This window comes from Halococcus sp. AFM35 (assembly GCF_051195015.1).
Taxonomy (GTDB): domain Archaea; phylum Halobacteriota; class Halobacteria; order Halobacteriales; family Halococcaceae; genus Halococcus.
Window position 1 is genome coordinate 57284 of the sequence record NZ_JBNTJU010000004.1, and the last position, 24224, is coordinate 81507.

The 24224-nt window shown below is 65.8% G+C and carries 18 protein-coding genes; 15 read left to right on the forward strand and 3 right to left on the reverse strand.

Annotated features, from left to right (window positions below; translation table 11 throughout):
* Positions 1-74: 74 nt before the first annotated feature.
* From ACQUQO_RS04480 to ACQUQO_RS04530, 11 genes are all read left to right on the forward strand, one after another.
* Positions 75-1481 (forward strand): PGF-CTERM sorting domain-containing protein, encoded by a 1407-nt coding sequence (locus ACQUQO_RS04480; protein ID WP_435076757.1) that lies wholly within the window; start codon positions 75-77, stop codon positions 1479-1481.
* Positions 1482-1712: 231 nt separating this feature from the next.
* Complete coding sequence (locus ACQUQO_RS04485) at positions 1713-3098, forward strand: PGF-CTERM sorting domain-containing protein (protein WP_435076758.1); 1386 nt, start codon at positions 1713-1715, stop codon at positions 3096-3098.
* Between the two features lie 58 nt (positions 3099-3156).
* Positions 3157-4368, forward strand: a complete 1212-nt coding sequence (locus ACQUQO_RS04490) for an antibiotic ABC transporter permease (RefSeq protein ID WP_435076759.1) — start codon at positions 3157-3159, stop codon at positions 4366-4368.
* Between the two features lie 191 nt (positions 4369-4559).
* Positions 4560-5678, forward strand: coding sequence for a non-hydrolyzing UDP-N-acetylglucosamine 2-epimerase (gene wecB / locus ACQUQO_RS04495; protein WP_435076760.1), 1119 nt, complete (start codon positions 4560-4562; stop codon positions 5676-5678).
* Positions 5675-6946, forward strand: a complete 1272-nt coding sequence (locus tag ACQUQO_RS04500; RefSeq protein ID WP_435076761.1) for a nucleotide sugar dehydrogenase — start codon at positions 5675-5677, stop codon at positions 6944-6946. The genes wecB and ACQUQO_RS04500 overlap by 4 nt, the downstream gene beginning before the upstream one ends.
* Entirely contained in the window at positions 6943-8043 is a 1101-nt protein-coding gene (locus ACQUQO_RS04505) for a DUF354 domain-containing protein (protein ID WP_435076762.1), read from the forward strand. Before ACQUQO_RS04500 ends, ACQUQO_RS04505 begins: the two co-directional genes overlap by 4 nt.
* Positions 8040-9233, forward strand: coding sequence for a hypothetical protein (locus ACQUQO_RS04510; RefSeq protein ID WP_435076763.1), 1194 nt, complete (start codon positions 8040-8042; stop codon positions 9231-9233). The genes ACQUQO_RS04505 and ACQUQO_RS04510 overlap by 4 nt, the downstream gene beginning before the upstream one ends.
* A 48-nt stretch (positions 9234-9281) precedes the next feature.
* Positions 9282-11054 carry an asparagine synthase-related protein gene (locus ACQUQO_RS04515; RefSeq protein WP_435076764.1) on the forward strand — a complete coding sequence of 591 codons (1773 nt, stop codon included), beginning with the start codon at positions 9282-9284 and terminating at the stop codon, positions 11052-11054.
* A 44-nt stretch (positions 11055-11098) separates the two neighbouring features.
* A complete protein-coding gene (locus ACQUQO_RS04520) occupies positions 11099-12181 on the forward strand; it encodes a glycosyltransferase family 4 protein (protein ID WP_435076765.1) in 1083 nt (360 codons plus the stop codon).
* 31 nt (positions 12182-12212) lie between these two features.
* On the forward strand, positions 12213-13364 hold the full coding sequence (locus ACQUQO_RS04525) for a WD40/YVTN/BNR-like repeat-containing protein (protein ID WP_435076766.1): 1152 nt from the start codon (positions 12213-12215) through the stop codon (positions 13362-13364).
* On the forward strand, positions 13361-14239 hold the full coding sequence (locus ACQUQO_RS04530; protein ID WP_435076767.1) for a formyltransferase family protein: 879 nt from the start codon (positions 13361-13363) through the stop codon (positions 14237-14239). The genes ACQUQO_RS04525 and ACQUQO_RS04530 overlap by 4 nt, the downstream gene beginning before the upstream one ends.
* Positions 14240-14283: 44 nt before the next feature.
* Here the strand turns inward: ACQUQO_RS04530 and ACQUQO_RS04535 are convergent, their stop codons facing one another.
* Positions 14284-15225 carry a hypothetical protein gene (locus ACQUQO_RS04535; protein WP_435076768.1) on the reverse strand — a complete coding sequence of 314 codons (942 nt, stop codon included), beginning with the start codon at positions 15223-15225 and terminating at the stop codon, positions 14284-14286.
* Between the two features lie 51 nt (positions 15226-15276).
* Entirely contained in the window at positions 15277-16434 is a 1158-nt protein-coding gene (locus tag ACQUQO_RS04540) for a sugar-transfer associated ATP-grasp domain-containing protein (RefSeq protein WP_435076769.1), read from the reverse strand.
* A 107-nt stretch (positions 16435-16541) separates the two neighbouring features.
* On the opposite strand from ACQUQO_RS04540, the gene ACQUQO_RS04545 reads away from it, so the two are divergent.
* The 3 genes from ACQUQO_RS04545 (at position 16542) to ACQUQO_RS04555 (ending at position 20522) form a co-directional block, all read left to right on the forward strand.
* Entirely contained in the window at positions 16542-17678 is a 1137-nt protein-coding gene (locus ACQUQO_RS04545) for a sugar-transfer associated ATP-grasp domain-containing protein (protein WP_435076770.1), read from the forward strand.
* Between the two features lie 124 nt (positions 17679-17802).
* The gene (locus ACQUQO_RS04550) at positions 17803-19347 is read left to right on the forward strand and encodes an oligosaccharide flippase family protein (protein ID WP_435076771.1); all 1545 of its coding nucleotides are present in this window, start codon (positions 17803-17805) and stop codon (positions 19345-19347) included.
* 41 nt (positions 19348-19388) lie between these two features.
* A complete protein-coding gene (locus ACQUQO_RS04555) occupies positions 19389-20522 on the forward strand; it encodes a sugar-transfer associated ATP-grasp domain-containing protein (RefSeq protein ID WP_435076772.1) in 1134 nt (377 codons plus the stop codon).
* Positions 20523-20528: 6 nt separating this feature from the next.
* Here ACQUQO_RS04555 and ACQUQO_RS04560 read toward each other — a convergent pair whose 3' ends face one another.
* Positions 20529-21938 (reverse strand): sulfatase, encoded by a 1410-nt coding sequence (locus ACQUQO_RS04560; protein ID WP_435076773.1) that lies wholly within the window; start codon positions 21936-21938, stop codon positions 20529-20531.
* Between the two features lie 176 nt (positions 21939-22114).
* On the opposite strand from ACQUQO_RS04560, the gene ACQUQO_RS04565 reads away from it, so the two are divergent.
* A complete protein-coding gene (locus tag ACQUQO_RS04565) occupies positions 22115-24220 on the forward strand; it encodes a hypothetical protein (protein WP_435076774.1) in 2106 nt (701 codons plus the stop codon).
* Positions 24221-24224: the final 4 nt, after the last annotated feature.

Here is a 24224-nt window from a genome sequence, read left to right on the forward strand (position 1 = left end):
TCATCCGATACGCTCGGACACGCTGTCAGCAATAGATTATGACACGAACGATACAGACTGCAGGAGTGGTTCTGGTGGTACTGTTCTCGGCGGCCATCGGTGGCATCGCCCTCGGCGGGACGGCGGCGGCACTCGACTCCGGTGCGGGTTCGATGTATCCCTCCGCACCGGGGACCGACGCGCTCGGCACGGCCGTCGTCGTCGCCCGGCCCGGTGACGCCGTCGCACAAAACGGTATCAAGCGGATAACGCTCTCGACGTCGGCCGGGAGTTTCGAAAACGTCACCGACGACGACGTCTTCATCGCGATCCGCGGCGGCAAACGCATCGAGATCGCCGAGGGCGGCAGCGACATCACCGAAATCTCGAACATCAGCGTCTCGTCGAGCGCTGGCGGCAACCGATTACAGATCACCCTTCCGCGGCCGGTACGGCCGCGATTCGCCTCCAACAGCCCGAACACCGGCGCGGAGGTCGCGGTGAAATTCGAGAACTTCACGACCCCGAGTCGGCCGGGGAATTATCAGATAAACGGTACGCTCAGCGACCCCTCGGGAACCACCGACGGGCCGGCGTCGGTCTCCTATTCGGTGAGTCCGGTGGAACTCTCGATGGCCAATCAGAGCCTCTCGCAGTTCAGCGACCGGCAGACCATAAACGTCTCGGCGGCAGTGCCCGGCGGCGGCTACGTCGGGCTGTACACCACGGCACCGAACGGCTCGCCGGGCCAACTCGTCGGCGCGACGAACGTCTCGACGTCCTCGTCGGCGCAGAACTACAGCATCGACGTGGGCGGCAACGTCTCCGAGAGCCAGCAGCTCATGGCGGTCGCCTACACCGAGACGTCGGGACGCTCGGCCGCGCTTCGGGCCGAGGAGTCCTTCGACCCGACCGAGGACCAGCCGCTCAGAGTCAACGGCCAACTCGTGAACGCGACCGGCTACGTCTCGACGCTCGACGTCGACGGGCGCATCGAGGCCGGCGGCGAGTACGACCAAGGCGCGCGGCTGTACTTCCCACAGGGCGAGCCGGCCACGGGCTATCAGCTACGTTCGGTCAACGGGAGCGAACTCGGTCCCGCCGCGACGCAGTTCGAGACCGCTACCAATGGCACGCTCATCCTCGACACGAGCGACCTCTCGGAGGGCCAATACGCCGTCACGCGGGTCAGTGACGGCTCGCTCGTAAGCCTCGACAACGACAGCACGACCGGCCCGCAGGACGACAGCATCTTCATTACCGGCCAGCAGGTGACGACACAGGCCACGACCCAAGCCAGCGACACGGACGCGGCGACCGACGCCGCAACCGACGGCGAGGGAACGGCGGCGACCGGTGGCGCGGACACCGCAGCCGGGAACGACGGGAACGCCAGCGGCTCCGGCGGCAACGGCACCAGCAACTCCGGCGGCCCCGGCTTCGGTATCGCCGTGGCGGTGGTCGCACTGCTCGGCGCGGCGTTGCTCGCAACGCGACGCTGAAACGGCTGCTCGCGGTTATATTCGATTCGACGGTTGCCGACTACGGTATTCGATACCGAAATTTGGGTCGCCGACATGTCGCCACGAACCGATAGAAATGAGTACGGTGGGGTTGACGGAACCATCACCACGGGAGCCATCGGGTGACGATACCGAATCGTCACGAGTGGCACCCGAAACCCACACAATGAGGAGTACACAACCATGACGACGGCACGACGCAGCGCATTCATGACCATCGCAGTGGTCGTTTCGGCGGTCGCTGGCGGGGTCGCCCTCGGCGGGACGGCGGCGGCGCTCGATGCGGACACGGCCGCGCCCTACCCCCACTCGCCGGGCACGACCGTTCAGGAATTTCCCGTCTCGGTCGTCGCCCAGCGCAGCGACGCCATCACGCAGAACGGGATGCAGTCGATGACGCTCGATTTCGGTGCCAGTGGCGGCTTCGACGGGAGCGTCGGGAACGTCACCACCGGGTCGGTGACGGTCAGCATCGTCGGCGAGAGCACCCAGCGGACGGTCGACCCGGCCAACGTCTCGACGACGGGGAACGGACAGGTCACGCTGACCTTCCAGCAGCCGGTGTCGGTCGGGGCCGGTACCCGCATCATCGCCGACATCGGCAACGTGACGACGCCCTCGACCGACGGCACCTACACCATCGGCGTGTCGGCGACGACGCCCTCGGGCACGACCGACGGGCCGGTGACGGTCGACTATCGGGTGGCGAGCGGCTCGCTCTCGTTCCCGAATCAGAGCGCCTCGCAGTTCAGCGCGAACCAGTCGGTGAACGTCTCCGGCGTCATCCCGAACGCGGGCTACGTCGGCGTGTTCACGGTGGCCGAGAACGGCTCGCGTGGCGAGCTGGTCGGCAGTAGCCAGCCCATCGTCGCGCTGTACGACCAGCGCAATTATACCGTGAATCTCAACGGCAACGTCGAAGAGAGCCAGCGACTCATGGCGGTCGCCTTCTACGAGACGAGCGGTGGCACCCAATCCGAGCGGCTGAACGGCACGCTCGACCCGAGCGCGGACGCGGTCGTGACGAACAACGGCAACCCCGTCAACGCGACCGGGTTCGTCAGGACTGTGGACGCCGACGGAATCGTCACGGCCGGCAGCGAGTACGACCAGGGCGCGCGGCTGTACTTCGGACAGGGAGAGCCGAACACGGGCTACCAACTCCGGACGGTCGAAAACGGCAGCGCCGGTGCCACCGTGACGCAGTTCGAGACCGCCGCGAACGGTTCGGCGGTCATTGACACCGAAGGACTACAGCAGGGCCAGTACGTCATCACGCGTATCGACGACGGCTCGGTGGTCGGTCTCGACAACGACAGCACGACCAGCGCACAGGACGACAGCATCTACATCACCGGCCAGCAGTTCACCGAGACGACCGCCGCGACCGGCGGTAGCAACGAGAGCGGCGGCAGTGGCTCCAACGCGACCGGTGGCACGAACGCGAGCGCCGGTAACGAGAGCGGCGCGAGCGGCAACGGCTCCGGGAACGGAAGCGGCTCCGGTGACAGTAGTTCGAGCGGTCCCGGCTTCGGTATCGCCGTGGCGGTGGTCGCGCTGCTCGGCGCGGCGCTGCTCGCAACACGGCGCGAGTAACCCACTCGTCGCTTCGATTCCGACGAACGGATTTGTCTCGACCGAGTTCGCTCACGGGATGACAGCATCGCAGCTCCGACCGACGGGACTCACGGGCGAAGTGCTCGAAAAGACGCTGCGGTACGCCCGCGAGCGCGACTACACCGGCTGGGACTACGGCGACGGGATGAGCAGCCGGCTGTTGCAGGCGCTGCCCGTCGAGAACAAGTGGCTGAACATCGCGGTCCAGGAGACCATCAAGCGCGCACCGGTCAACGTACGGCCCCTGTTTTTGGTCGAACAGCGCCGCAACTACAAGGGAACTGCCCTCTTCACGATGGCGAACCTCACGGCCCACGAACTGGGTCTCGGCGAGGTCACGGGCGTCGACTACGAGCGCGAGGCGCGCGCCCTCGCCGAGTGGCTCGTCGAAGAGCGCACGCCGGGCTATGCGGGCTTCTGTGGCGCACACCGCCACGAAATCCAGCATCTGGACAAGAAGGGGCTGCCCTCCTGGCCCGATATGGTCTCGACGTCGTACGCGGTGCGGGCGCTGCTCGCGGCCCACGACGCTGGTCTCGACACGGGTGAAGCGGATTACTCCGAGACTGTTCGCTCGGTCGCGGACTTCATCGACGAGGACTTGGACTACGAGGAAATCGAGGAGGGTGCGCGGATGAAGTACGTGCCGACGTGGTCGAACGAGCACTACACGCTCAATGCGGTCGCCCTCGGTGGCGTGACGCTGCTCGAACTCGGCGCGCGCTTCGGCGGCGACCACCGCGAGCGCGGCGAGAAACTGCTGGATTACGTGGTCTCGCGCCAGCAACCCGAAGGCGGGTGGATGTACCGCGACCCACCGTCGGCGTCGCATCTCTCGATGGACAGCCATCACAACGGGTTCGTTATCGAGTCGCTGCTGCGCCACCGCGAACTCACTGGTTCGGAGCGGTATGCGGACGTGCTCGACGACGCGCTCGCGTTCTATCGGGGGGACCTCTTCGAAGCGGACGGCGCGCCGAACTGGGACGAATCGAACGGGTATCCCCGTGACATCCACGCCGCCGCCCAGGGCATCATCGTCTTCAGCCGTGCCGGCGAGTTCGCCGCCGCCGAGCGCGTCATCGACTGGGTACTCGGGGCGCTGTACGCCGGCAACGGGAAGTTCCGCTTCCGCCAGGAGCGGCTTTTCACCAAGCGCGTCACGCTGATGCGGTGGTGTGAGGCGTGGATGGCGTACGCGCTGGCGACGTATCTCGACCAGCGTGCGGCGAGTGCGACCCCTCGCTGACCGACTGGATAGTTTCGGTCCGTCGTGAACGACGCCAGTCGGTTTCGACAGGTTTGATAAGCTTGCTGGTGAAGGAGGGGTAATGATGCCGCCGCTTTCCGGACGGACCATACGACACACAGGGGCGGTGCTGTGAGCGACGCCTCGATGACCGGTGGTTCGCCGTGCTCGGACATCGGGGGGCCGGACCGATGACCGACGGGACGGCCGTGACCATCGTGCTCGGCACGCGCCCGGAGATCATCAAGCTCGCACCCGTCATCGACGCCTGCGAGGAACGAGATATCGCCTACAGCGTCGTCCACACCGGCCAGCACTACTCCGAGGAGTTGGACACGGTGTTTTTCGACCAGCTCGAACTGCCCGCGCCCGACCACAACCTCGGCGTCGGCTCCGGCTCCCAGAGCGAACAGACCGGCACGATGATTCCCGCAATCGAGGCGGTCCTGCTCGACGAGCGGCCCGAACTGGTGCTCGTCCAGGGCGATACGAACTCCGTGCTCGCGGGGGCCATCGCGGCGAGCAAACTCGACTGTGCGGTGGGTCACGTTGAGGCCGGCCTGCGGAGTTTCGACAGGAGTATGCCCGAAGAGGTGAATCGCGTCCTCGCCGACCACGCCGCCGACTACCGCTTCGCGCCGACCGACCAGGCCGCGGGCTATCTCCGTGAGGAGGGCGTTCCCGACGAGTCCGTCCACGTGACGGGCAACACCATCGTCGATGCGGTCACGGGCTACCGCGACCTCGCGGCCGAGAAGAGCGACGTTCTCGACGAACTCGGTCTCGAACCCGGCGAGTTCTGTCTGTTGACTGCCCATCGCGCCGAGAACGTCGATGACCGCGAACGATTCGAGAGCCTGCTCGACGGCGTGGCCCGGTTCGCCCGCGAGTCGGGTCTCGACGTGGTGTATCCGGTCCATCCGCGCGCCGACGACCGCCTCGCGGCGTTCGGTATCGGGATGCCCGACGAAATCACGCCCATCGACTCACAGGACTTCCTCGACTTCCTTCGGCTCGAAAGCACAGCGAAGGTGGTCTGCACCGATTCTGGAGGTGTTCAGGAGGAGACCTGCATTCTCGGGACACCCTGTGTCACGCTGCGGGACAACACCGAGCGACCCGAGACGGTCGCAGTGGGCGCGAACCGTATCGTCGGCGTCGACCCCGAGAGCATCGTCGCCGGTGCGCGCGAGGCGCTCGACGACCCGAACGACTGGGCGAACCCCTTCGGTGATGGTCGGAGCGCCGAGCGCATCCTCGATATCGCGCGGCTCGGCTCCGCCACGTCGGTCGGGGAGGTGAGCGGATGAGTTCGGTCTGCGTCCACGGACTCGGCTACATTGGCCTGCCGACGGCCGCGATGCTCGCCGACAGCGGCCACGACGTCACCGGCTACGACGTCGACGACGAATTGCTCGACCGGCTCGAACGCGGCGACGTTCCGGTTGACGAGCCGGGTCTCGACGAGTTCGTCACGGATGCGCTGGCCGGAAACCTGTCGGTCTCCCACGACGTGCCGCCCGCCGACTACCACCTCATTTGCGTGCCGACGCCGCTCGACGGCGAGCGGGCGGACCTCGCGTACGTCGAGAGCGCCGCCGAGACGGTCGCGGGCGTGCTCCGCGCGGACGACACGGTCATCCTCGAATCGACGGTGCCGCCGGGCACGACAGTCGAGACGGTCGCGCCGATCCTCGAAACCTCCGAATTCTCCGCCGGCGAGTTCTCGCTGGCGTACTCGCCCGAAACCGTGCTTCCGGGAAGCGTCATCGCGGAACTGCGTGCGAACGACCGCGCGGTCGGCGGCATCGACGAGCGGTCGGTCGAGCGTGCGGCGGCGCTCTACGGCTCGTTCGTCGAGGGCGACCTCCGAACGACGGCGAACCCGACGCTCGCGGAGTTCGTCAAACTCATCCAGAACACCTATCGGGACGTGAACATCGCGCTTGCCAACGAGTTGGCGATGATAGCGGCCGATTACGACCTCGACTCGCGGGAGGCCATCGCGCTTGCGAACCACCATCCGCGCGTGAACCTCCACCAGCCGGGACCCGGTGTCGGCGGGCACTGCATCCCCATCGACCCGCTGTTTTTGGGACAGGGTTCGGAAAAACTTGACCTCATCGAGCGCGCCCGCGCGGTCAACGACGGCATGGCCGAGTACGTCACCGACCTCCTCGATTCGCATCTCGACGTGCTCGCGGACGCGTCGGTAACGATCCTCGGCGTCGCCTACAAGGGCAACGTCGCCGACGCGCGCGAGAGTCCGGGGCTGCGCCTCGCGGAAGTCCTCCAGACGCGGACACAGGTGGCCGGAGTCACCGGAGCGAGCGAGTCGGGCGTCGACGTCCGCCTCACCGACCCGCACGTCACCGACCAGCGATTCGCGCTCGCGCCCCTCGACGAAGCGCTCGCGGGAGCCGACGCGGCCGTCATCGCCACCGACCACGACGAGTATCGAGAGTTGGACCCCAACGACGTCGCGGCACGGCTCGACGGCAGGGTCGTTATCGATGCGAAGGGACTACTCGATGTGGCCGCATGGGAGGCGGCCGGGCTGCGGGTCGTCCGGCTATGAGCGGGCGCGGGGAGAGCACCGCAAGCACGCCCGCCGTGCGAACGCGGCCGGTGCGGGCGTGGATAGACCTCGTAAGTCCGTCCCACCCCTTCTTCTTCGCCGCACTGGCCGAACGCCTCGACGGCGTTTCGGTGGCGACCACGGTGCGAGAGAAGACCGAGACCGTCTCGCTCGCCCGCGAGGTGGGCTTCACCCACCGCGTCGTCGGTCGGGACTTCGACAACGCGCTCGTCCGGAAAGCCGGGATTCCGCTTCGAACGGCGCAGCTGGCCCTCGAAGCGCCCGACTGTGACGTGTCGCTGTCGTCTCGCAACGCGATGTGTGTACTCGCCTCCAAAGTCAGGGGAATCCCCTCGATACACTTCACCGACAACGACATCACCGCCCACATCGACGGTCTCTGGGTGGAAGAGCTGTACAATCGCTTCGAGGCCGCCGCGACGCACAACGTCGTGCCGCGGGCGTTCGCGACCGAGGAACTGACCCGCTGGGGCGCGGACGCCGGCTCGATACACACCTACGATGGGTACAAGGAAGACGTCTACGTCGCCAACTTCGAGCCGAATCCCGACTTTCCCGACCAGCTGCCCTTCGCAAGCGGCGCATACATCGTCGTCCGCCCGGAGGCGCTGACGGCGGCGTACGTCGACGCCGACTCCATCGTTCCCGACCTGCTCGCGGCGGCGGTCGAACGCGACATCGGCGTCGTCTATCTCCCGCGCGGGCGCGGCGACGAAGCGCACGCCGACGAGTATTCCGCCGATGCGGTATACGTGCCGGACGGGGCGGTCAACGGGCTGCAACTGGCGTGGCACGCCCGCTGTGTACTCACTGGCTCGGGGACGATGTCGCGGGAGGCCGCCTGCATGGAGAAGCCGGCAGTGTCGTTCTTCCCGAATACGTTGCTATCAGTCGACCAGGAACTCGTCGCCGACGGGCGCATCTTCCATTCTCGAAACCCCCAAGAAATCATCGAACACATCGTCGCACTCGACAAACGTGACGTCGCACCCGGCCGCGAGCGGGCGCGCGCGGTGCGCGACGAGGTCGTTGAACTCACAAGCGAATTGATCCAATCGTGCTGTGAGGAGCGATGAGCGAGGCAAACCCCTTCGCGCCGGCGAACGTCTTGGAGCGCGCGTTGACGTGGGCGCGCAAGCGCGGGTACGCCGGCTGGGACCCCTACGATGGGCTGAATAGCCCGTATGCGGAGCCGTTCGAGCGACACTGGTTCACCCGACTCGCATGGACGCACGCGGTGAACCTCTCGCCGGTGAACCTCCGGCCGGCGCTGTCGATTCCCGCAGAGCGCAACCCGAAGGGCATCGCGCTGTTCGCGCTCGCACACCTCTATCGCTACGAGGCGACGGGCGACGAGGCGGATTTGGCCGAAGCCGAGCGGCTGCTCGCGTGGCTCCATGACTATCAATCGCCGTCGTTCGACTATCCCTGCTGGGGTTACAACTTCGATTGGCAGAACGCCCGGAAGTTCTACCTGCCGGCCTACCGTCCCTCGGTGGTCGTGACGGTCTTCTGTGCGCAGGCGTTCGTCCACCATTACCGCCTCACCGGCGACGACGATTCGCTGTCGGTCGCCGAAGGGGCCTGTGAGTTCATCCGGAACGAAATCAACACCCGGGAGGTCGCCGGCCACGAGGCCTACACCTACACCACCGACGACGAGTTCGTGGTCATCAACGTCAACGCGCTGGCCGCGCGGCTGTTCGCGCTGGTTGCCGCTGCCAATGGTGAAGAAGAGTTGATGGAGCGTGCGGACGACCTCGTGAAGTTCGTCCTCTCCGCACAGGAAGAAAGCGGCGCGTGGCATTACTCGATGCCGGCCGACCGCTCGCACATCAGTCACGACAACTTCCATACGGGATTCGTGCTCGAATCGCTCAGAGAGTACATCGATGCCGGTGGCGACGTCCCGGGGACCGAGGCGGCCTACGAGCGCGGGCTCGACTTCTATCGGGAGAACCTCTTCGAGGCCGACGGCGCGCCGAAGTTCGAACACGACCAGTCCTACCCCCACGACGCCCACGCCGCCGCCCAGTCGATTCGCACGTTCGTCAGGGATGGCCGGCCCGAGAGCGTCGAGATGGCCGCACAGGTCCTCGACTGGAGCATCGACGAACTGTTCGACGATGCGGGCTACTTCTATCGGCGGCGCGGGCGCTTCATCGACGACGAAACCCCCTATATCCGCTGGAGTCAGGCGTGGATGTGCTTCGCGCTCGCCTCGGCGGTGCGCCAGCGCGCCGGGAACGGGCGTGTAGCGCAGTAGCCTCGGCGGAGCACAAAACCCATACCCGGTGCGCGGCTTCTCACGACAATGACGGGTGTTCTCGGCGGTACGGTCACCGATGGCTCGTTGGGTGAGATGGCGGCGACGATGCAGTTCGAGCCGTGGTACGAGACCGACCGTTTCGAGCAGGACGAGTCGGGCCTCGGACTCGTCCATCACGGCGAGCGCGACCCGCTCGGCAGCGCCGCGTGGGAGGGTGAGGGTCGTGCGGGTGTCGTCCACGGTGCGTTGGTCGGTCGCGAACACATCGACACGGAACGACTCGTCGAGCGCGTCCTCGACGCCCCTCACGAGACGCTCCGGGAGATGGATGGTTCGTTCGCACTCGCCTGCGTCGATTTCGACGCCGAGCGGTTCGTGCTGGCGACGGACAAACTCGGTACGCGGCCGTGTTACTACACGCTCGAAAACGGGCTCGCCTTCGGCTCGTCGGTGGCCGCGCTACTCACCGGACTCGATGACCCAGCACTGGACGAACAGGGCGTGAGCGACCTCCTCATGATGGGGAACCTCTGGGGCGAGCGGACGCTCGTCGACGGTGTGCGCGCGCTCGCGCCCGCGTCGGTCCTCGACTACGAAAACGGCGAAGCGTCAATCGAGCGCTACTGGAAACCCGACTACGAGAGCGCGCCGACCGACGGCTACATCGACGACCTCGCCGACGTCTTCGGCGAGGCGATGGCCGACGCGGCGACCACGATGGACGGCGATGTCGGCGTGTGGCTCTCCGGAGGACTGGACAGTCGGACGCTGGCGGCCGAACTCGCTTCCCACAGCGACGATTTCGATTCCTTTCGCGCCTACACCTACGACGCGAACCCGCGCGGCGGTGGCAACCCCGAACTCGCCGCCGACATCGCCGACCGCCTCGACATGGGGTTTTCCGAAGTCGAAATCTCGCCCGACCGGTTCGTGCCGATTCTCGACGACGCCATCGACAGGACCGATGGGATGGTCGGCTGGGCGACGCTGTTACCGCTGTCGGCGACCTATAACTTGCCCGAGGCCAACGCGGACGTGATGCTCGAAGGTGCTGGCCAAGGTGGACTGATGGGCCATCACGTTCGCCGCCGCCACGTCGAGCGGTGTGATTCGGCGGTCGACTCGCTGTATCGGACCGAAGCCGGCGTGAGCCGCGAGCGCGTGCGCTCGCTCATGGCCTGTGATGTGGACCCGCTCGATTCGTTTCGTGAAACCGTCACGTGGAGCGACGAGACACAGCGAAAGAAGGTAATTCTCGACGCTCACTTCGCCAACCACTACGGGCGCGGCGAGTACGCGAGCACGCGCCTCGCCCAGACGAAGACCGGCGTGCGCGCGCCAATCGTCCACGGCGACCTCATCCAGCACGCCGCCCGCCTTCCCACCGAGTATCGGATGGGGACGGTTCCCCTCACCGGTGGCTACGTCCCCCACGGCGTGACGAAACCCAAGCTCGCGCTGACGCGAGCGGCAGGGAAGGGCATGGCCGAGGTGCGCTACGAGCGCACCGGGGTGGCACCCAAGCGGCCGTATCCGGTTCACGTCGCCGGGTTCGTGGCGACGACCTCGCTCGGGCGGCTTCGTTCGGCGACGACCTACGGCGGCCAGCGATTGCCGGACCTCTGGTATCGCGAACACGACGGCCTGCGCGAGCATCTCGACGACCTGCTTTCGGGTGCGTGTGACCGTCCCTTCCTCGACGGCGACGAGATACGCCGCCTCCGGCGCGAGCATCTCGCGGGCGAGGCGAACCACATGTCGGGCGTGCTCTCGGGAGTCACGACGCTCGAATCGTGGCTCCGCCGGCGTTTCGACTGACTCGTCGGAAAGATTTATCACCGTCGTTGTTGACACCACGGGTAGTGACCGAGTCCTATCTCGCCATCAGCGATTTTTCCGGCGGCGTCAGCGAGACTGGGCGGATGGCCGAACACCTCGGCCCGCTCGGCGAGCACGTCGAGACCACGGTCGTCTGCCTCGTCGCTGACGACGGGGTCGACGCCCTCACCTATCGGGAAGCGCCGACGACCGGGCTGCGCGCGCTCGACCTGCTCTCGCTGTTCGCCGTTGCGCTCACAGAGGGCGCGCGCAACGACTACGACGGCGTCGTCTCCATCTCGCTGGTACCCTACGGCTGCTTTGCCCTCGCCGTGGGCTGGCTCTGCGGGCTACCGACTCACCTCGCCATCATCGGGGTGGACCTCGACGTGCATGCCCGTGCCCGCTACGATGCGCTCACCGCCGCACTCTTCCGCCAGTTCGACGCCATCACGGTGCCGGGAACCGCACACAGGGACCAGCTCGAAGCGCTCGGCGTGCCCGGCGAGCGCATCGAGATTCTGGCCAACGGCGTCGACCGTGGGACCTACTCGCCGGCCGAGACCTCAGTCGACTACGACTACATCTGGGTCGGTCGGTTCTCGGCCGAGAAGGACCCGCTGCTGTTCGTGCGGACGATGGCGGCGCTGGTCGAGCGGGGCGAGCAGCCGCGTGCGGCCATGCTCGGCACCGGCCCGCTCGACGGAGCGGTCGACGACCGTATCGACGAACTAGGTCTCGACGACTATATCGACCGTCCCGGCTGGGTCGACGAGCCAGCGAACTACTACCACCGTGCGCGAACGTTCGTGTTGACCTCCGAGCGCGACGCGCTGCCGCTGACGCTGCTCGAAGCGATGGCGTGCGGGCTGGTTCCGGTAGTGCCCGACGTCGGCAACGTCCGCGATGCCGTGACCGACGGCGAGAGCGGCATCGTCCTCGACGGGCGCGACGCCGCTTCGTTTGCGAGCGCGCTCCAGCGTCTCGATGACGACGAACTGTATCACCGCCTTTCGGCCGCTGCACCGGCGGTCTGTGCCCGATTTTCGACAGAGCGCGCTGTCGAGGACTGGCAATCGGTGTTGGGAACGCTTCGCGCCGTGAACGGTCGCGACGCCGAGACGTGAGCTATATATTACCGACCCGTTTCGGGCGTACATGAAACTCGGCGGGGTCCGCGATGGCACGGCGTACGGCACGCGCGGACTCGACGTTGGGACGTGGGACCCGGACGAAGGGTTTCTGACGCTCGGGGCGCTGCCGAACCCGGCATCCGGGGGCGAGCGGCTGCGTTTCGACGCGATGAATCGACGACTACCGAAGCGGCTGCTGCGACCGATAACCGGGCTGTACACGACTGCGAACGTCTGGCCACTCGGCGACGACCACCTGCTTGCGACCGTCTCGCGGTGGCTGTTTCGCTCCGCCGATGGCGGGCGCTCGTGGGACCTCGTGCGCGAACTGGCGGCCTCGTCGGGACCGATGGGCGTGCTCCCGACGGCGCTCTGTGACCATCACGGCACCGTCTATCTCGCCGAATACCCGCTCGGCGACGACCCGGCCCGCGTGCTCGCAAGCGACGACCGCGGGCGAACGTGGTCGACGTTCGTCGAGCGCTCCGACGTCCGCCACTTCCACGGGCTGTTCGCCGACCCCTACAGCGACCACCTCTGGGCGACGACCGGCGACACCGACGACGAGAGCGCGATTGGAATGCTCTCCGAAGACGGGTTCGCACCGGTCGGGCGCGGTAGCCAGCGCTGGCGCGCCGTGGGGCTGGCGTTCACGTCCGAAGCGATTTTCTGGGGGAAAGACTCTTCATACACCGAGCGGGCGGAGGTCCTCCGTCTGCCGCGCGAGCGCCTCGACGACCCCGACCCCGAGCTGGAGACGCTGGCGACGACCGCCTGCCCGATATACTACGCCGCAACGCTCGACCGGCCGGACGAGAACTGGCTGGTCGTCTCGACGACCTCGACGGGGAGAATCGACAGCACCGCCCCCGAGGGATTGGAGCGGAACACCTGCGATGGCGTCGCCAGAGTGCTCGCGGCCTCCTCGGCGTCGGAGTATGAGAAGTGGTACGAACTCTACGCGACCGAGCGCCGCGACGCGGTCGGCGAGCACGTCGACATGGTACCGACCTCGAACGGCTACCTGTTTCTGGCGAGTGACCCGGAGCACGGCTTGCTCATCAACCCCTACAACACGACCGACGACAACGGCGCTGTCCTCACGGTTCCGCCCGCCACGTTCGACGAAGCCGATTTCGACACGTACACCGACGCGCCAGTGGAGGCATCCACATGACCGAACGCATGCGCGTCGGCGTGCTGACGAACCCGATGCTCACGCGGTTCGAGGAGCGGGCGCTCGAAAACGTCGCCGCGCTCGACGGGGTGACCATCGAGGAGGTAGTGGTCGATGGCTCGGTCACCGAGGGGTCGGCGCTCGCGGCGGGGGCCGACGCGGTGAACGAGGGCACGAACGTCTCGCTGAACGACCTCAGACTGTTCGTCGAGGTCGTCCGCGAGAGCGGGCTGAAGGCGTTCATCCACGGTGACGAGAAACTCGGCTGGCTGCTCGGCGAGACCGGACAGATGGAGTGGCTCCAGTCCAAACCCGTCGGCGAGGTCTCCTGTCTCGACGGGGCACGGATGCGAGACTGTGAGCCGGTTTCGGCGGGCGGGCCGTGGAACACGCTCCCCGACGACGTGACCGCCGACCTCGGCGACTCCTGTGACGTGGTGATTCGCTTCGGCTTCGGTCTGCTCAAGGGTGCGATACTCGATGCACCCGAACACGGCGTCTTGAGCGTCCACACGAGCGACATCAGTGAGTATCGCGGCATGGGCCACAAGATATCGTTCATGAACGACGACCCGAGCGCGTCGATAACCCTCCAGCAGCTCTCCGAGGAGATCGACGGCGGACGCATCGTCGCGGTCATGTCCCACGACCTCCCGCCACAGCCGACCTTGGACGACGTGTGGGATGCGGTGTATTCGCTTCAAACCGAGATCTTCGCCGCCGGCATCGGGAAACTCGGCGAGGGGTTCGAGCCGTTCCAGCCCGAGGAGTTGGGACCGTACTACCCACACAGCCTCCAGCAGCGAAATCCACGATTCGTCGCCCGGCTGCTGGCGAAGAACAACTGGCGGCGGTTGCGAAAGCGCCTGTCCTGACCGACGGGAGCCGATAGCACCGGTCTCGAACCCGAAGCGAACGCTCAGCCCAGATAGCCGAGGTCTTCGAGGCGGTCGGTGACGACGTCCTCTTCGACGGTCATGTCCCACGGACCGGTCTCGTCACCGTGCTCGCGGGTCTCCGGTTCCTCGGCCACAATCGTCCGGCGCGGCCCGTTCTGGTGGGTGAGCCACGGCACCGAGAGCAGTTCGTCGGTGTAGATGCCCGTCGGATGGCCGTACTCGCGGAAGGGAATCGGAAACGAGCGCTCGCCGAGCATCTGGCCGTGGTCGGCGGTGATGACGGTCTTGCCCTCGATGGTCTCCATGAGGTCGCGCACATGGGGGAGCACCGCATCGAGGTTCTCGACGAACGCCTTTCGATACACCCTGTCGGGGAGGTCCAACTCGTTGCTGTCGATGGCGTCCCACACTCGAAGGCTGTTGAGTTCGGGGTGTTCGCGGCCGGTCGGGCCGATGGCCGGGAAATGTGGCTGGACGAAATGGACGAGCAGCCGCTTGTTCGGGTACTCCTCGACAGCCCGTTTGGCCCGCTCGACCATCGTTGCCGGGCGCACGGTATGGAACTCGTCGTCCCAGCCCTCCTCGTCCCAGACGTTGATCTCGGCGTGGAAGGTCGCGTCGACGTCGCCGCGGTTGCGGTTCCAGTAGAACATCGGCGTCGCGGTCACGTAGACCGTGTCGTGCAGCTCGCGGCCGTCGAAGTTCGCCTTCAGGAACTCGGCGGTCATCGACCCGCGCGAGCGCCGGCGTTCGAGGGTTCCGGGCAAGTCCGAACGAGCCGCGAAGGCGTCGTATCGGCAGGCGTCAAGGATGATGAGGGTGTCCCAGTCTTCGGCGACGATGTCGACGCCGTCGGGGTTGTACGCGCGGCGATGCAGCCGGGTGTGATAGAGGCGGTTCAACTCGCGGACGAGCAGTCGCGGCTGGGCGAGCGCGCGCCGCAACTGGCGGAGGTCGTACATTGGAGTCCCTATCGCCCAAACGGCGGAAAAGCCCTCCGAACCCGCTTTCGATCACTCGGCCGGAACGATTCCGTGGCGCTCGTAAAAGCGCCGGACGCGGGAGTCGTCGAGCAGCGGTTCGTGGACCTGAAAGACGCGGACGCCCGAGCAGTTGTTGCCCTCGATGACCGTGAACTCGCCCTCGTCGGTGACGATGACATCCCAACCGATGTAGGGCGCGTGCGAGAAGGTCGCGGCCATCTCTAGGAGTTGCTCGCGCACCGCCGGCCAGCCCGGGACCGTGGTGCCGGCAATCGCTGTACCCGTGTCGGGATGGTTTGCATACCGGACGAGCTGTTCGGCACCGAGATAGCGGACGGCCTCGCCGAGTTCTCCAGTGTCGCGGTCGACGTCGGCGACCAGCCCGCCACGCACGAGATTATCGAGCGGTGCGGAGCGCTCTGTGCCGATGCGGTGAACGACACCGGCGAGATACGGCTCGTCGGCCTCCTCGTCGTAGATGGTCAGCACCCGGAGGGTGTTCGCCGCGTCCGGGTAGAGGTCATCGGCGTAGGCGGCCTGTTCGACCCGCTCGGTGACGAGGTACTCGTCGAGACCCGCGACCAGTTCGCGGAACGCCTCGGCGGAGTGCTCGTCGCCATTGACGCGATAGGTCCCGTCCGAGTACGAACAGAGCCTGACGTCCTTGCCGCCGCCACCGGTGACGGGTTTCAACACCAGCGCACCGTCCTCGCGCAGGCGTTCGTCGACCCACGCGGCGGCGTCGGCGGTTCCGTGCGAGCCGGTATCGGCTTCATCCGAGCGCAGAGTGTGAAGGTCGTGAAAGCGGCCGTCTCTGAGCAATCCGTAGGTCGCGACACGCTGGTCGTCGAACGGCTCGGTCATCCAGTGGAAGAACAGTTTGTTGTCGAAAGCGGTGCTGCGCTCGCCGTTGAGCCATGCCGCCCGCTCGCGCTGGTAGGAGGAGAGATAGCGTCGGTAATTGTCCTTCTCAAGGTCGTATAAGACGTCTGCCGAACTCAGAAAGCCGTGTCGCCAGAGCCAGAGGCGGCGGCGAAGCGACATCGAGACCGGCGAGCGCCACGTCGAGACCTCGCTCTTGGCGAAGCGCTTGAACTGGGTAAGCGTCCGCGATGCGCGAGTCGCGTACTCGCCGGTAACCCCTCGATACGCCGCCTTCGCCAGCCCGTAGGCCCGCTCGCCGTTCATACGCGAGCTATATCGCCCGCCGTGATAACCGCCACGAAGCGGACTGACCGACGCATGCGACGGCGAGAACGAACGGCATTAATCCCCGGCCGTACTCGCTTCGAGAAATGCTCAACGAACGGCTCTACGGCGCGCTGAGCGACCTCTACTGGGGCGCGTACGGCGTTTCGCGGTGGCTCGTCGAGCGCGGTCCCGGTGCCGCCCTCCGGCTGCTCGTCCACGAGGAAGCCCCCGCCATCGCGCGCTTTCGCATGCCGCTTCGCCGACGGCTCTGGCTCTGGCGACACGGGTTCTTGAGTCAAGCCGACGTGCTCTACGGTGAGGATGGCATCACGAAAGACAACTACCATCGGTATCTCTCCTCCTATCAGCGCGACCTGACTCAACGAATCAACGGCCGCTGGGGCGAGGCACTCGAAAACAAACTCCTCTTTCATCACCTCCTCGATGGGTTTCCCGAGCGCCGCTCGACGGTTCACGCCCACCTGATGGATGGCCGCTACACGCCCGTCGATAGCGAGGGAACGGCCACGAGCGGTGCCGATGCGGCCGACCGCGTCGTGGCGCTGCTCGACGAACACCACAGACTCGTTCTGAAACCGACCTACGGCACCATCGGCAAACGCATCCTGATGTGTGAGGCCACCGAGGAGGGCTATCGCGTCAACGGCGAGCACCATTCAGAGGAGGAGTTCGCCGCGCTGATTCCGGACCTCGACGATTATCTGGTATCCGAATTCGTCGAGCAGGCCCCGTACGCGAGCGCGCTCTATCCCGACTCGCCGAACACCCTCAGAGTGCTCACGATGGTCGACCCGGATACTGGTGAACCGTTCGTCGCGGCGGCTGCCCACCGCATCGGGACCGAGCGCTCGGCACCGCTCGACAACTGGTCGCGCGGTGGTCTCTCCGCCGACGTTAATGCGTCCGGCGACCTCGGCAGCGCCGTCCAGTATCCCTACGACGGCCACCGCGAGCGCCACACCGACCATCCCGACACGGGCGCGCCGATTGCCGGCGTCGCGATACCGGGCTGGCCGGCGATTCGGGAGGGTATCCTCGACATCGCAGCGGGCTGTTCGCAGATTCCTTACGTGGGTTGGGACCTCGTGGTCACAAGTGAAGGCGAGTTCACGGTCATCGAGGGCAACAACTGCTCGGGCGTCCGCGTCTTTCAGGTCCACGAACCGCTGCTCGACGACCCCCGCGTCCGGCGCTTTTACGAGCATTATGGTGCACTCTGAGCGCGTGTCGTCCGGCATGCCGAATCGGTGCGTTAATCCGCCCGACCCTACCCAGTGTCGATATCGACCGCCCATCCACACTGCGAGGATGGTGTGGTGGCGGCAGGACGGTGATTGCTGATAGATGACGACCAGCGAGGACATGGCCGATGACCCGACCGGTCTCACGGGAGTGGTTTCCAGTGCGAGCCTCGTGCTCGTCGGCAGCCTGCTCGGCTCCTCCTCGAAACTCGTCGAGCGGGTCATCATCGCGCGATTGTTGCCGCCCGGTTCCTACGGACAGGTCAGCCTCGGCATCGCCGTGATGAGCCTCGGTCTCACCCTTGGCATCGCCGGCTTCGACCAAGGGATTCCCCGATTCGTCTCGCGGTTCGATGACGAGCGTGACAGGCGCGGCACGTGGCTCACCGGCATTGCCCTCTCGGGCATCATCACGCTCGTCGTCACGGCGTTGCTTCTCTTCCGTCTCGACTGGGTCACGAGAACCCTCTTCGACGACACGGCCTCGCGGCTTGCCACGCTGTTCGTCCTCGCCATCCCGATGCTCGTCGGCCAACAGCTCGGCGTCGGCGGGGTGCGTGGCTTCGAGAACACCATCTATCGCACCTACTCGCGTGACCTCCTATACAACGGGCTGCGCCTCGGCCTGCTCGTCGCCTTCCTTGTCGCCGGTCTCGGCGTGTTCGCGGCGGGTTACGCCTACGTTATCGCCGGCGCGGTCGGCTTTCTCGCCATCCACTACTTTCTGAATCGACTGATGTCGCTGCGCGGCCCGGTGCGGACGCATCCGCGGCAACTGCTCTGGTTCTCGCTACCCCTGCTGTTCTCGGCAGCGGTGACGAAACTGCTCTCACAGATCGACACGATAATGCTCGGCTATTATCTCTCCAATGCGAGCGTCGGCATCTACGACGTCGCCTACCCGCTCGCGCTCGGTCTCGGCGTGGTCTTCTCGTCGTTTGGCTTCATCTACCTTCCCCTGACCTCCCGCTTCGACGCGAGCGGGCGGCGCGGCGAACTCGACCGCGTCCACAAACTCACCGCCAAATGGACCGTCCTCGCGGGCTTTCCGGTCTTTCTGACGTTCGTCGCGTTCCCGACCGATGTCGTCGGCGCGGTCTTCGGTGCGGAGTACGTTGAGCCGGGCGTCGGGGCCACGCTCGCCATCCTCTCGACTGGCTTCTTCGTCAGCGGAATGGCAGGCTACTGCCAGAACGCACTTTCAGGATTGGGCTACACGCGCTCGATTCTCGCGGTGAACGTCATCTCGGCGGTCGCCAACATCGTGCTCAACGTCCTGTTGATTCCGGCCTACGGTATCGTCGGCGCGGCGGCAGCCTCGGCGCTGTCCTTTGCGACGCTCAACTGGGTCGCCTTCGCCTTTCTGTATCGGGTCGCCCGAATCTCGCCGTTCTCGCGCTATACGGTCAAGATGTACGTGCTCCTTCCCCTACTGCTCTTTCCGCCGGCGCTCGCGCTCTCGACGGTCCTCACACTGAACCTGCTCACGATTCCGGTGTTCGCCATCGTCGCGGGGCTTGCCACGCTCGCGGTCTGTGCGGCGACGGGCTGTTTCCAGCCCGAAGACGAGATTCCGCTCGAACTCATCGAGGACCGCCTCGGGGTCGATATCCCACTCATCCGGCGGTACATCCCCGACGAGGAGTGAATGGGAAACGGATTTACCGTCCGTGCGTGTTGTGTATCGAAATGGTCAACGAACGCCTCTATCGGGCGATAAGCGGGCTTTACTGGCAGAGCTACGACCGCTCACAGACGGCGATGTGGCGGGTGGTCCGGCCGGTGAAACGCCTCGTCGCCCGCGAACAGGCGACGGGGGAGCCGACTCGACTATCGCTCCGGCGGCGACTCTGGCTCTGGCGGCACGGCTTTCTGAGTCGGGACGACATCCTCTACGACCTCGACGAGGAGAGCCGTCACCGATACGTCTCCGAGTATCAGCGCGAACTGACGCGGCCGCTCAACGGCGACTGGAAGGACGCCCTCGACAACAAACTCCACTTCCACCGACTACTGGAGCCGTTCGAGGAGCGCCGCCCCGCGGTGTACGGCTACCTCAAGCGCGGCCGATTTCTGCCCGTCGACGCGCCCGACGCGGAACCGACGACCGAGGTCGGCGAGCGCGTCCGCGAACAGCTCGACGAGAGCGGGCGGCTCGTCGTGAAACCGACCCACGGCACGACCGGCAGTCGCGTGCTGGTCTGTTCGGCCATCGAAGACGGCTATCGCATCAACGGCGAGGAGCACTCCCGCGAATCGTTCGAGGCGAGAGTCGAGGCACTCGACGACTACCTCGTCTCGGCGTTCGTCGAGCAGGCTTCTTATGCCGACGACCTCTATCCCGATGCAACGAACACCCTGCGAGTGCTCACGATGTGGGACCCGAAGACCGACGAGCCGTTCGTCACCTTCACCATGCAGCGCATCGGCACCGAGCGCTCGGCCCCGGTCGACAACTGGTCGAAAGGCGGTCTCACGGCTTCGGTCGACCTCGAATCCGGCGAGCTGAGCCGCTGCGTCCACTTTCCGTATTCGGGACGGCTCGAATGGCACGACGACCACCCCGAGACCGGTGCGCCGGTTGCGGGTGTCAAAGTCCCGAATTGGTCGGCAATCCGCGATGGCATCGTCGAGATGGCGGCGAACTACCCGCAGATACCGTACATCGGCTGGGACGTCGTCGTCACGGATACGGGCGAGTTCACCGTCATCGAGGCGAACAGCTGTACGGACGTCGATTCGCTCCAAGTCCACGGACCGCTGCTCGACGACCCGCGCGCACGGCGGTTCTACGAACACCACGACATCGTTCCGGCCGAGTGAGTCCCGTCAGTCGACCAGATAGCCCAAATCGGCGAGCTGTTCCTTCATCGCATCGGTGAACTCCCCTTCGCGGCCCTCCGGCGAGACCGGCTGCCCGTCGGTTTCGAGGATTCCGTCGAGTTCGTCGTCGAGGCGTTCGGCGACCGCTGGGTGTTTCTCGGCAACGTCACTGGTCTCGTCGGGCAGTTCGAGCAACTCGGCGCGCTCGTCGCTTCGTTGATATTTGAACTCGGCGGTGCGGAGCGCGTGCAGCGTCGCCGCGTGGTACGGTGTCCGGTCGAAGTCGGAATTGAGTTCCTCGAAGCGCTCCAAGTTCTTCAGCGTCCGCTTCGCGCCGCGCTGGGTGAGGGTCTGCTCGCGGGTCTCCTCGCGCAGGTCGACGCCCTGCATTCCGTCCGTATCCGCGCCGGCGGTTTCGAGCAGCGTCCTCATCAGGTCGGCGTGTTGGACGGTCTCGCCGTCGTGGTCGACCAGTGCGTCGGCACCGTGGACGACGCAGGGCACATGGGTCACGGCGTCGTCGGCGACGACGAGATGGGCGAGCATCCCCTGTTCGCCGAACAGTTCGCCGTGGTCGGCGGTGACGACGAACACAGTGTTGTCGAGGTCGAGTTCTCTGGTGCGGGCGAAGAGGTCGCCGACCAGCTCGTCGGTGTGGGCGATTTCGGCGTCATACAGCGCATGCAGGACGTCCCATTCGTCGTCGGTGAACGGACAGCCGTCGGCGATGAGCTGGTGGAAGTTGGCGTGGTGGTACTGGCCGAACTCCAGCGCTTCGTCCATGTCCATCTCGAAGTCGTCGGCGTAGGGTTCGAGAAAGCGCCGCGGCGGGTGGTAGGGATGATGGGGGTCGCCGTAGTGGGCATAGAGGAAGAACGGCTCGTCGTCGCCGGCGTACGAGCCGATGCGGCGCTTGGCGATCTCGTTCATGATGAAGCCCGTGCCGTGCTTTCTGGTGTCGGTCGTCAGTCCGGGCCCGTGCCGGCGGCAGTTGCGCAGGTATTTCAGGAGGATGCGCGGCCCGGCCTCCTCGACCAGCGTGTCGGCGCTCAGCCAGGTGAACTCGTCGAAGCCCCTATCCAAATCGGTGCCTGAACTCAGATGGGAGTTCGGCGAGAGACAGGCGGTTCGGTAGCCCACGTCGTGGAGGCGCTCGGGCACCGTGTCGAGTGCCTCGGGGATGGCGTCGTTTTCCATGCCTGCGCCGTGGTGCGTTGGCACGGTGCCGGTGAGAATCGAGGCGCTGGAGGCGAGCGTCCAGATACCGTGTGTGTGGCAGTTCCGGAACGAGCGCCCACGGCTCGCCCCGGCGATGCGGTCGAGATTGGGCGTCGTGTCGCGTGCGTATCCGCCCATCGTGGTGTGGTCGGCACGGGTGCTTTCGAGGGTTATCCAGACGACGTTTGGCGTTCGCATTCTTCCGGAAGGGTTTCACGCTCGATGGCTTATGCACCTCGGTATGGCACGTCGGCCGCCGGTACGATATTCATGTAAACACACCGCACGGCGGTCGAGAGCGGTAAACGTTTATGACCCCGCTTCGCAAGTGCGAGTACGTTTGGATGCGCCACGCGGCGCAATGGACCGATACGATGAGTACGCTCACGACGACACAACAACCGAACAACCGTGCGCAGAAACTCGCGCTCGTCGTCGGCTATCTCGCCCTCGCCGGCGGTGTGTTGTTCGCCTACGGCAAGCCCGCCGCCAGCTACGAGATAGACATCTACGCCGCGACGCCGATTGGCTTCTGGCTCGGCATCGCGGTCGCGCTGTTGATCGCGGTGTTCGTCACGCTGTACGCGCCAGAGGGCTACGTCAGCCTCGCCGGATTGACCCTCGGCGGTGGTGCGATAGCGTCGGTCGCGGGTCTGCCGCTGTTGCGGAGTTACTACTACTACGGCTCCGGCGACGGGCTGACACACCTCGGCTGGACGCGGGACCTCCTCGATGGCTCGTTGAGCGCGTTCGGACTGTTCTATCCGGGCATCCACACTTCGGGACTGTTCATCCGTGGCGTCGCCGGCACGACGATTCCGCGCTCGCTGCTGTTGCTCGTGTTCGCCTACGTGCTCGTCTATCTCGTCTTCATCCCGCTGTGCGTTCGCTCGATGACATCCCACCGGGGCGCAATGCTACTGGGTGGACTCGTCGGTCTCCTCGTGTTGCCGATAAACCACCTCGGTGTGAACTACATGTCACCCCACCCCATCTCCGATTCGATACTCATCACGCCGGTCGTCGTCTATTTACTCATCAACTACCTCACGAGTCCGAGCGACGTCTTCGACTCGCGCTTGCCGGTCTCGGCGATAAGCGCGGTGTTCGCGGTCACGCTCGGTGCGACCGTACTCTTTCACCCACAGCAGGCCGCGAACCTCATCATCCTCTTCATCACCCTGTCGGGCGTGCAGTTCATCTATCGGTCGGTGCGACCGGACAGCCCCATCGCCGACCACCGGACGATGTACGGCCCGACGGTGTTCCTCATCGGCTCGTTCATGCTCTGGTCGGTCGGCCGAGGCCGCTACGAGAGTTCGGTCGATGCGGTCATCCGCGAACTGTTGAGTTTCCTCACCGGCGGAGCGAACATCGGTGCCTCGACGGCCAGTCAGGCGGCGTCGCTGACGGCCATCGGCGGTTCTTTCGTCGAGCTGTTCCTCAAGCTGTTCGGCGTGAGCCTCGTGGTTGCGGCCCTCGCCGGTCTCTTGATGCTGACGAGTATCTTCGGGCGGCTGCGCGATGCCCCGGACACGAGGGCGCTGGTCAAATACTTCACCGTCGGATTAGTCGTACTGATTCCGTACTCGCTGGTGTTCTACATCGGTAGCATCTCCGAACTCTTCTTCCGCAACGCGGGTCTCATCATGCTGTTTTCGACGATTCTCGGCTCGATTGCGCTCTATCGTTACGTCTCTGGACTCTCGGAAGTCGTCCCGATTGGCGGGGTTCGGGCGGTGCTTTCGGTCATCATCGTCGCGATGCTCGCGCTCTCGGTGGTGGTGATATTCCCCTCGCCATACGTCTTCCTGCCGAACGACCAAGTGAGCGAAACCCAGATATCGGGCTACGAGTTCGCCTTCGAGCACGGTCTGGAGGACACCCCGATGTACGGGCTGCGCGACGGGCCGTGGCGGTACAAACACGCCATCCTCGGCGTCGAGGGGACCGACGTCGCACAGGGTAGTCGCGGGATTCCGGGCGAGAACCTCAGCGCGCTCGCGGGCCGGACAGCGAACAACCGATACGTGGCGGTGACCGAAGCCGCCCGCGAGCGCGAGGTGCAGGTCTATCGCAGCCTGCGCTACAGCCGCGAGAACATCAGCGCGCTCGACAACCAACCGGGAGTGAGTCTCGTCCAGACCAACGGCGAGTTCGACCTGTATCTCGTTGCCGGGAGCAACCCTGCCGACGCGGGCGCGAGCGCCACCGTCCCGCGTAACAACCGCAGCGCCGGGACGAACGGGACGACGCCGACCGCACAGTCGACGAACGGCTCGGTGTTCGGCAACGCCCCGACACCGACTCCGCAGGCACGAACCCCGACCGCAACCGCGACTGCAACTCCGACCCCGACCGCGACTGCAACCCCGACCGCCACGACGACCGACTCGGGGTCGATATTCGGGAGTTTCGGTGGTTCGTCGAACGCGACCGCAACGTCGACGCGCACGAGCGGGCCGACCGTCGGCGGGTGATTTC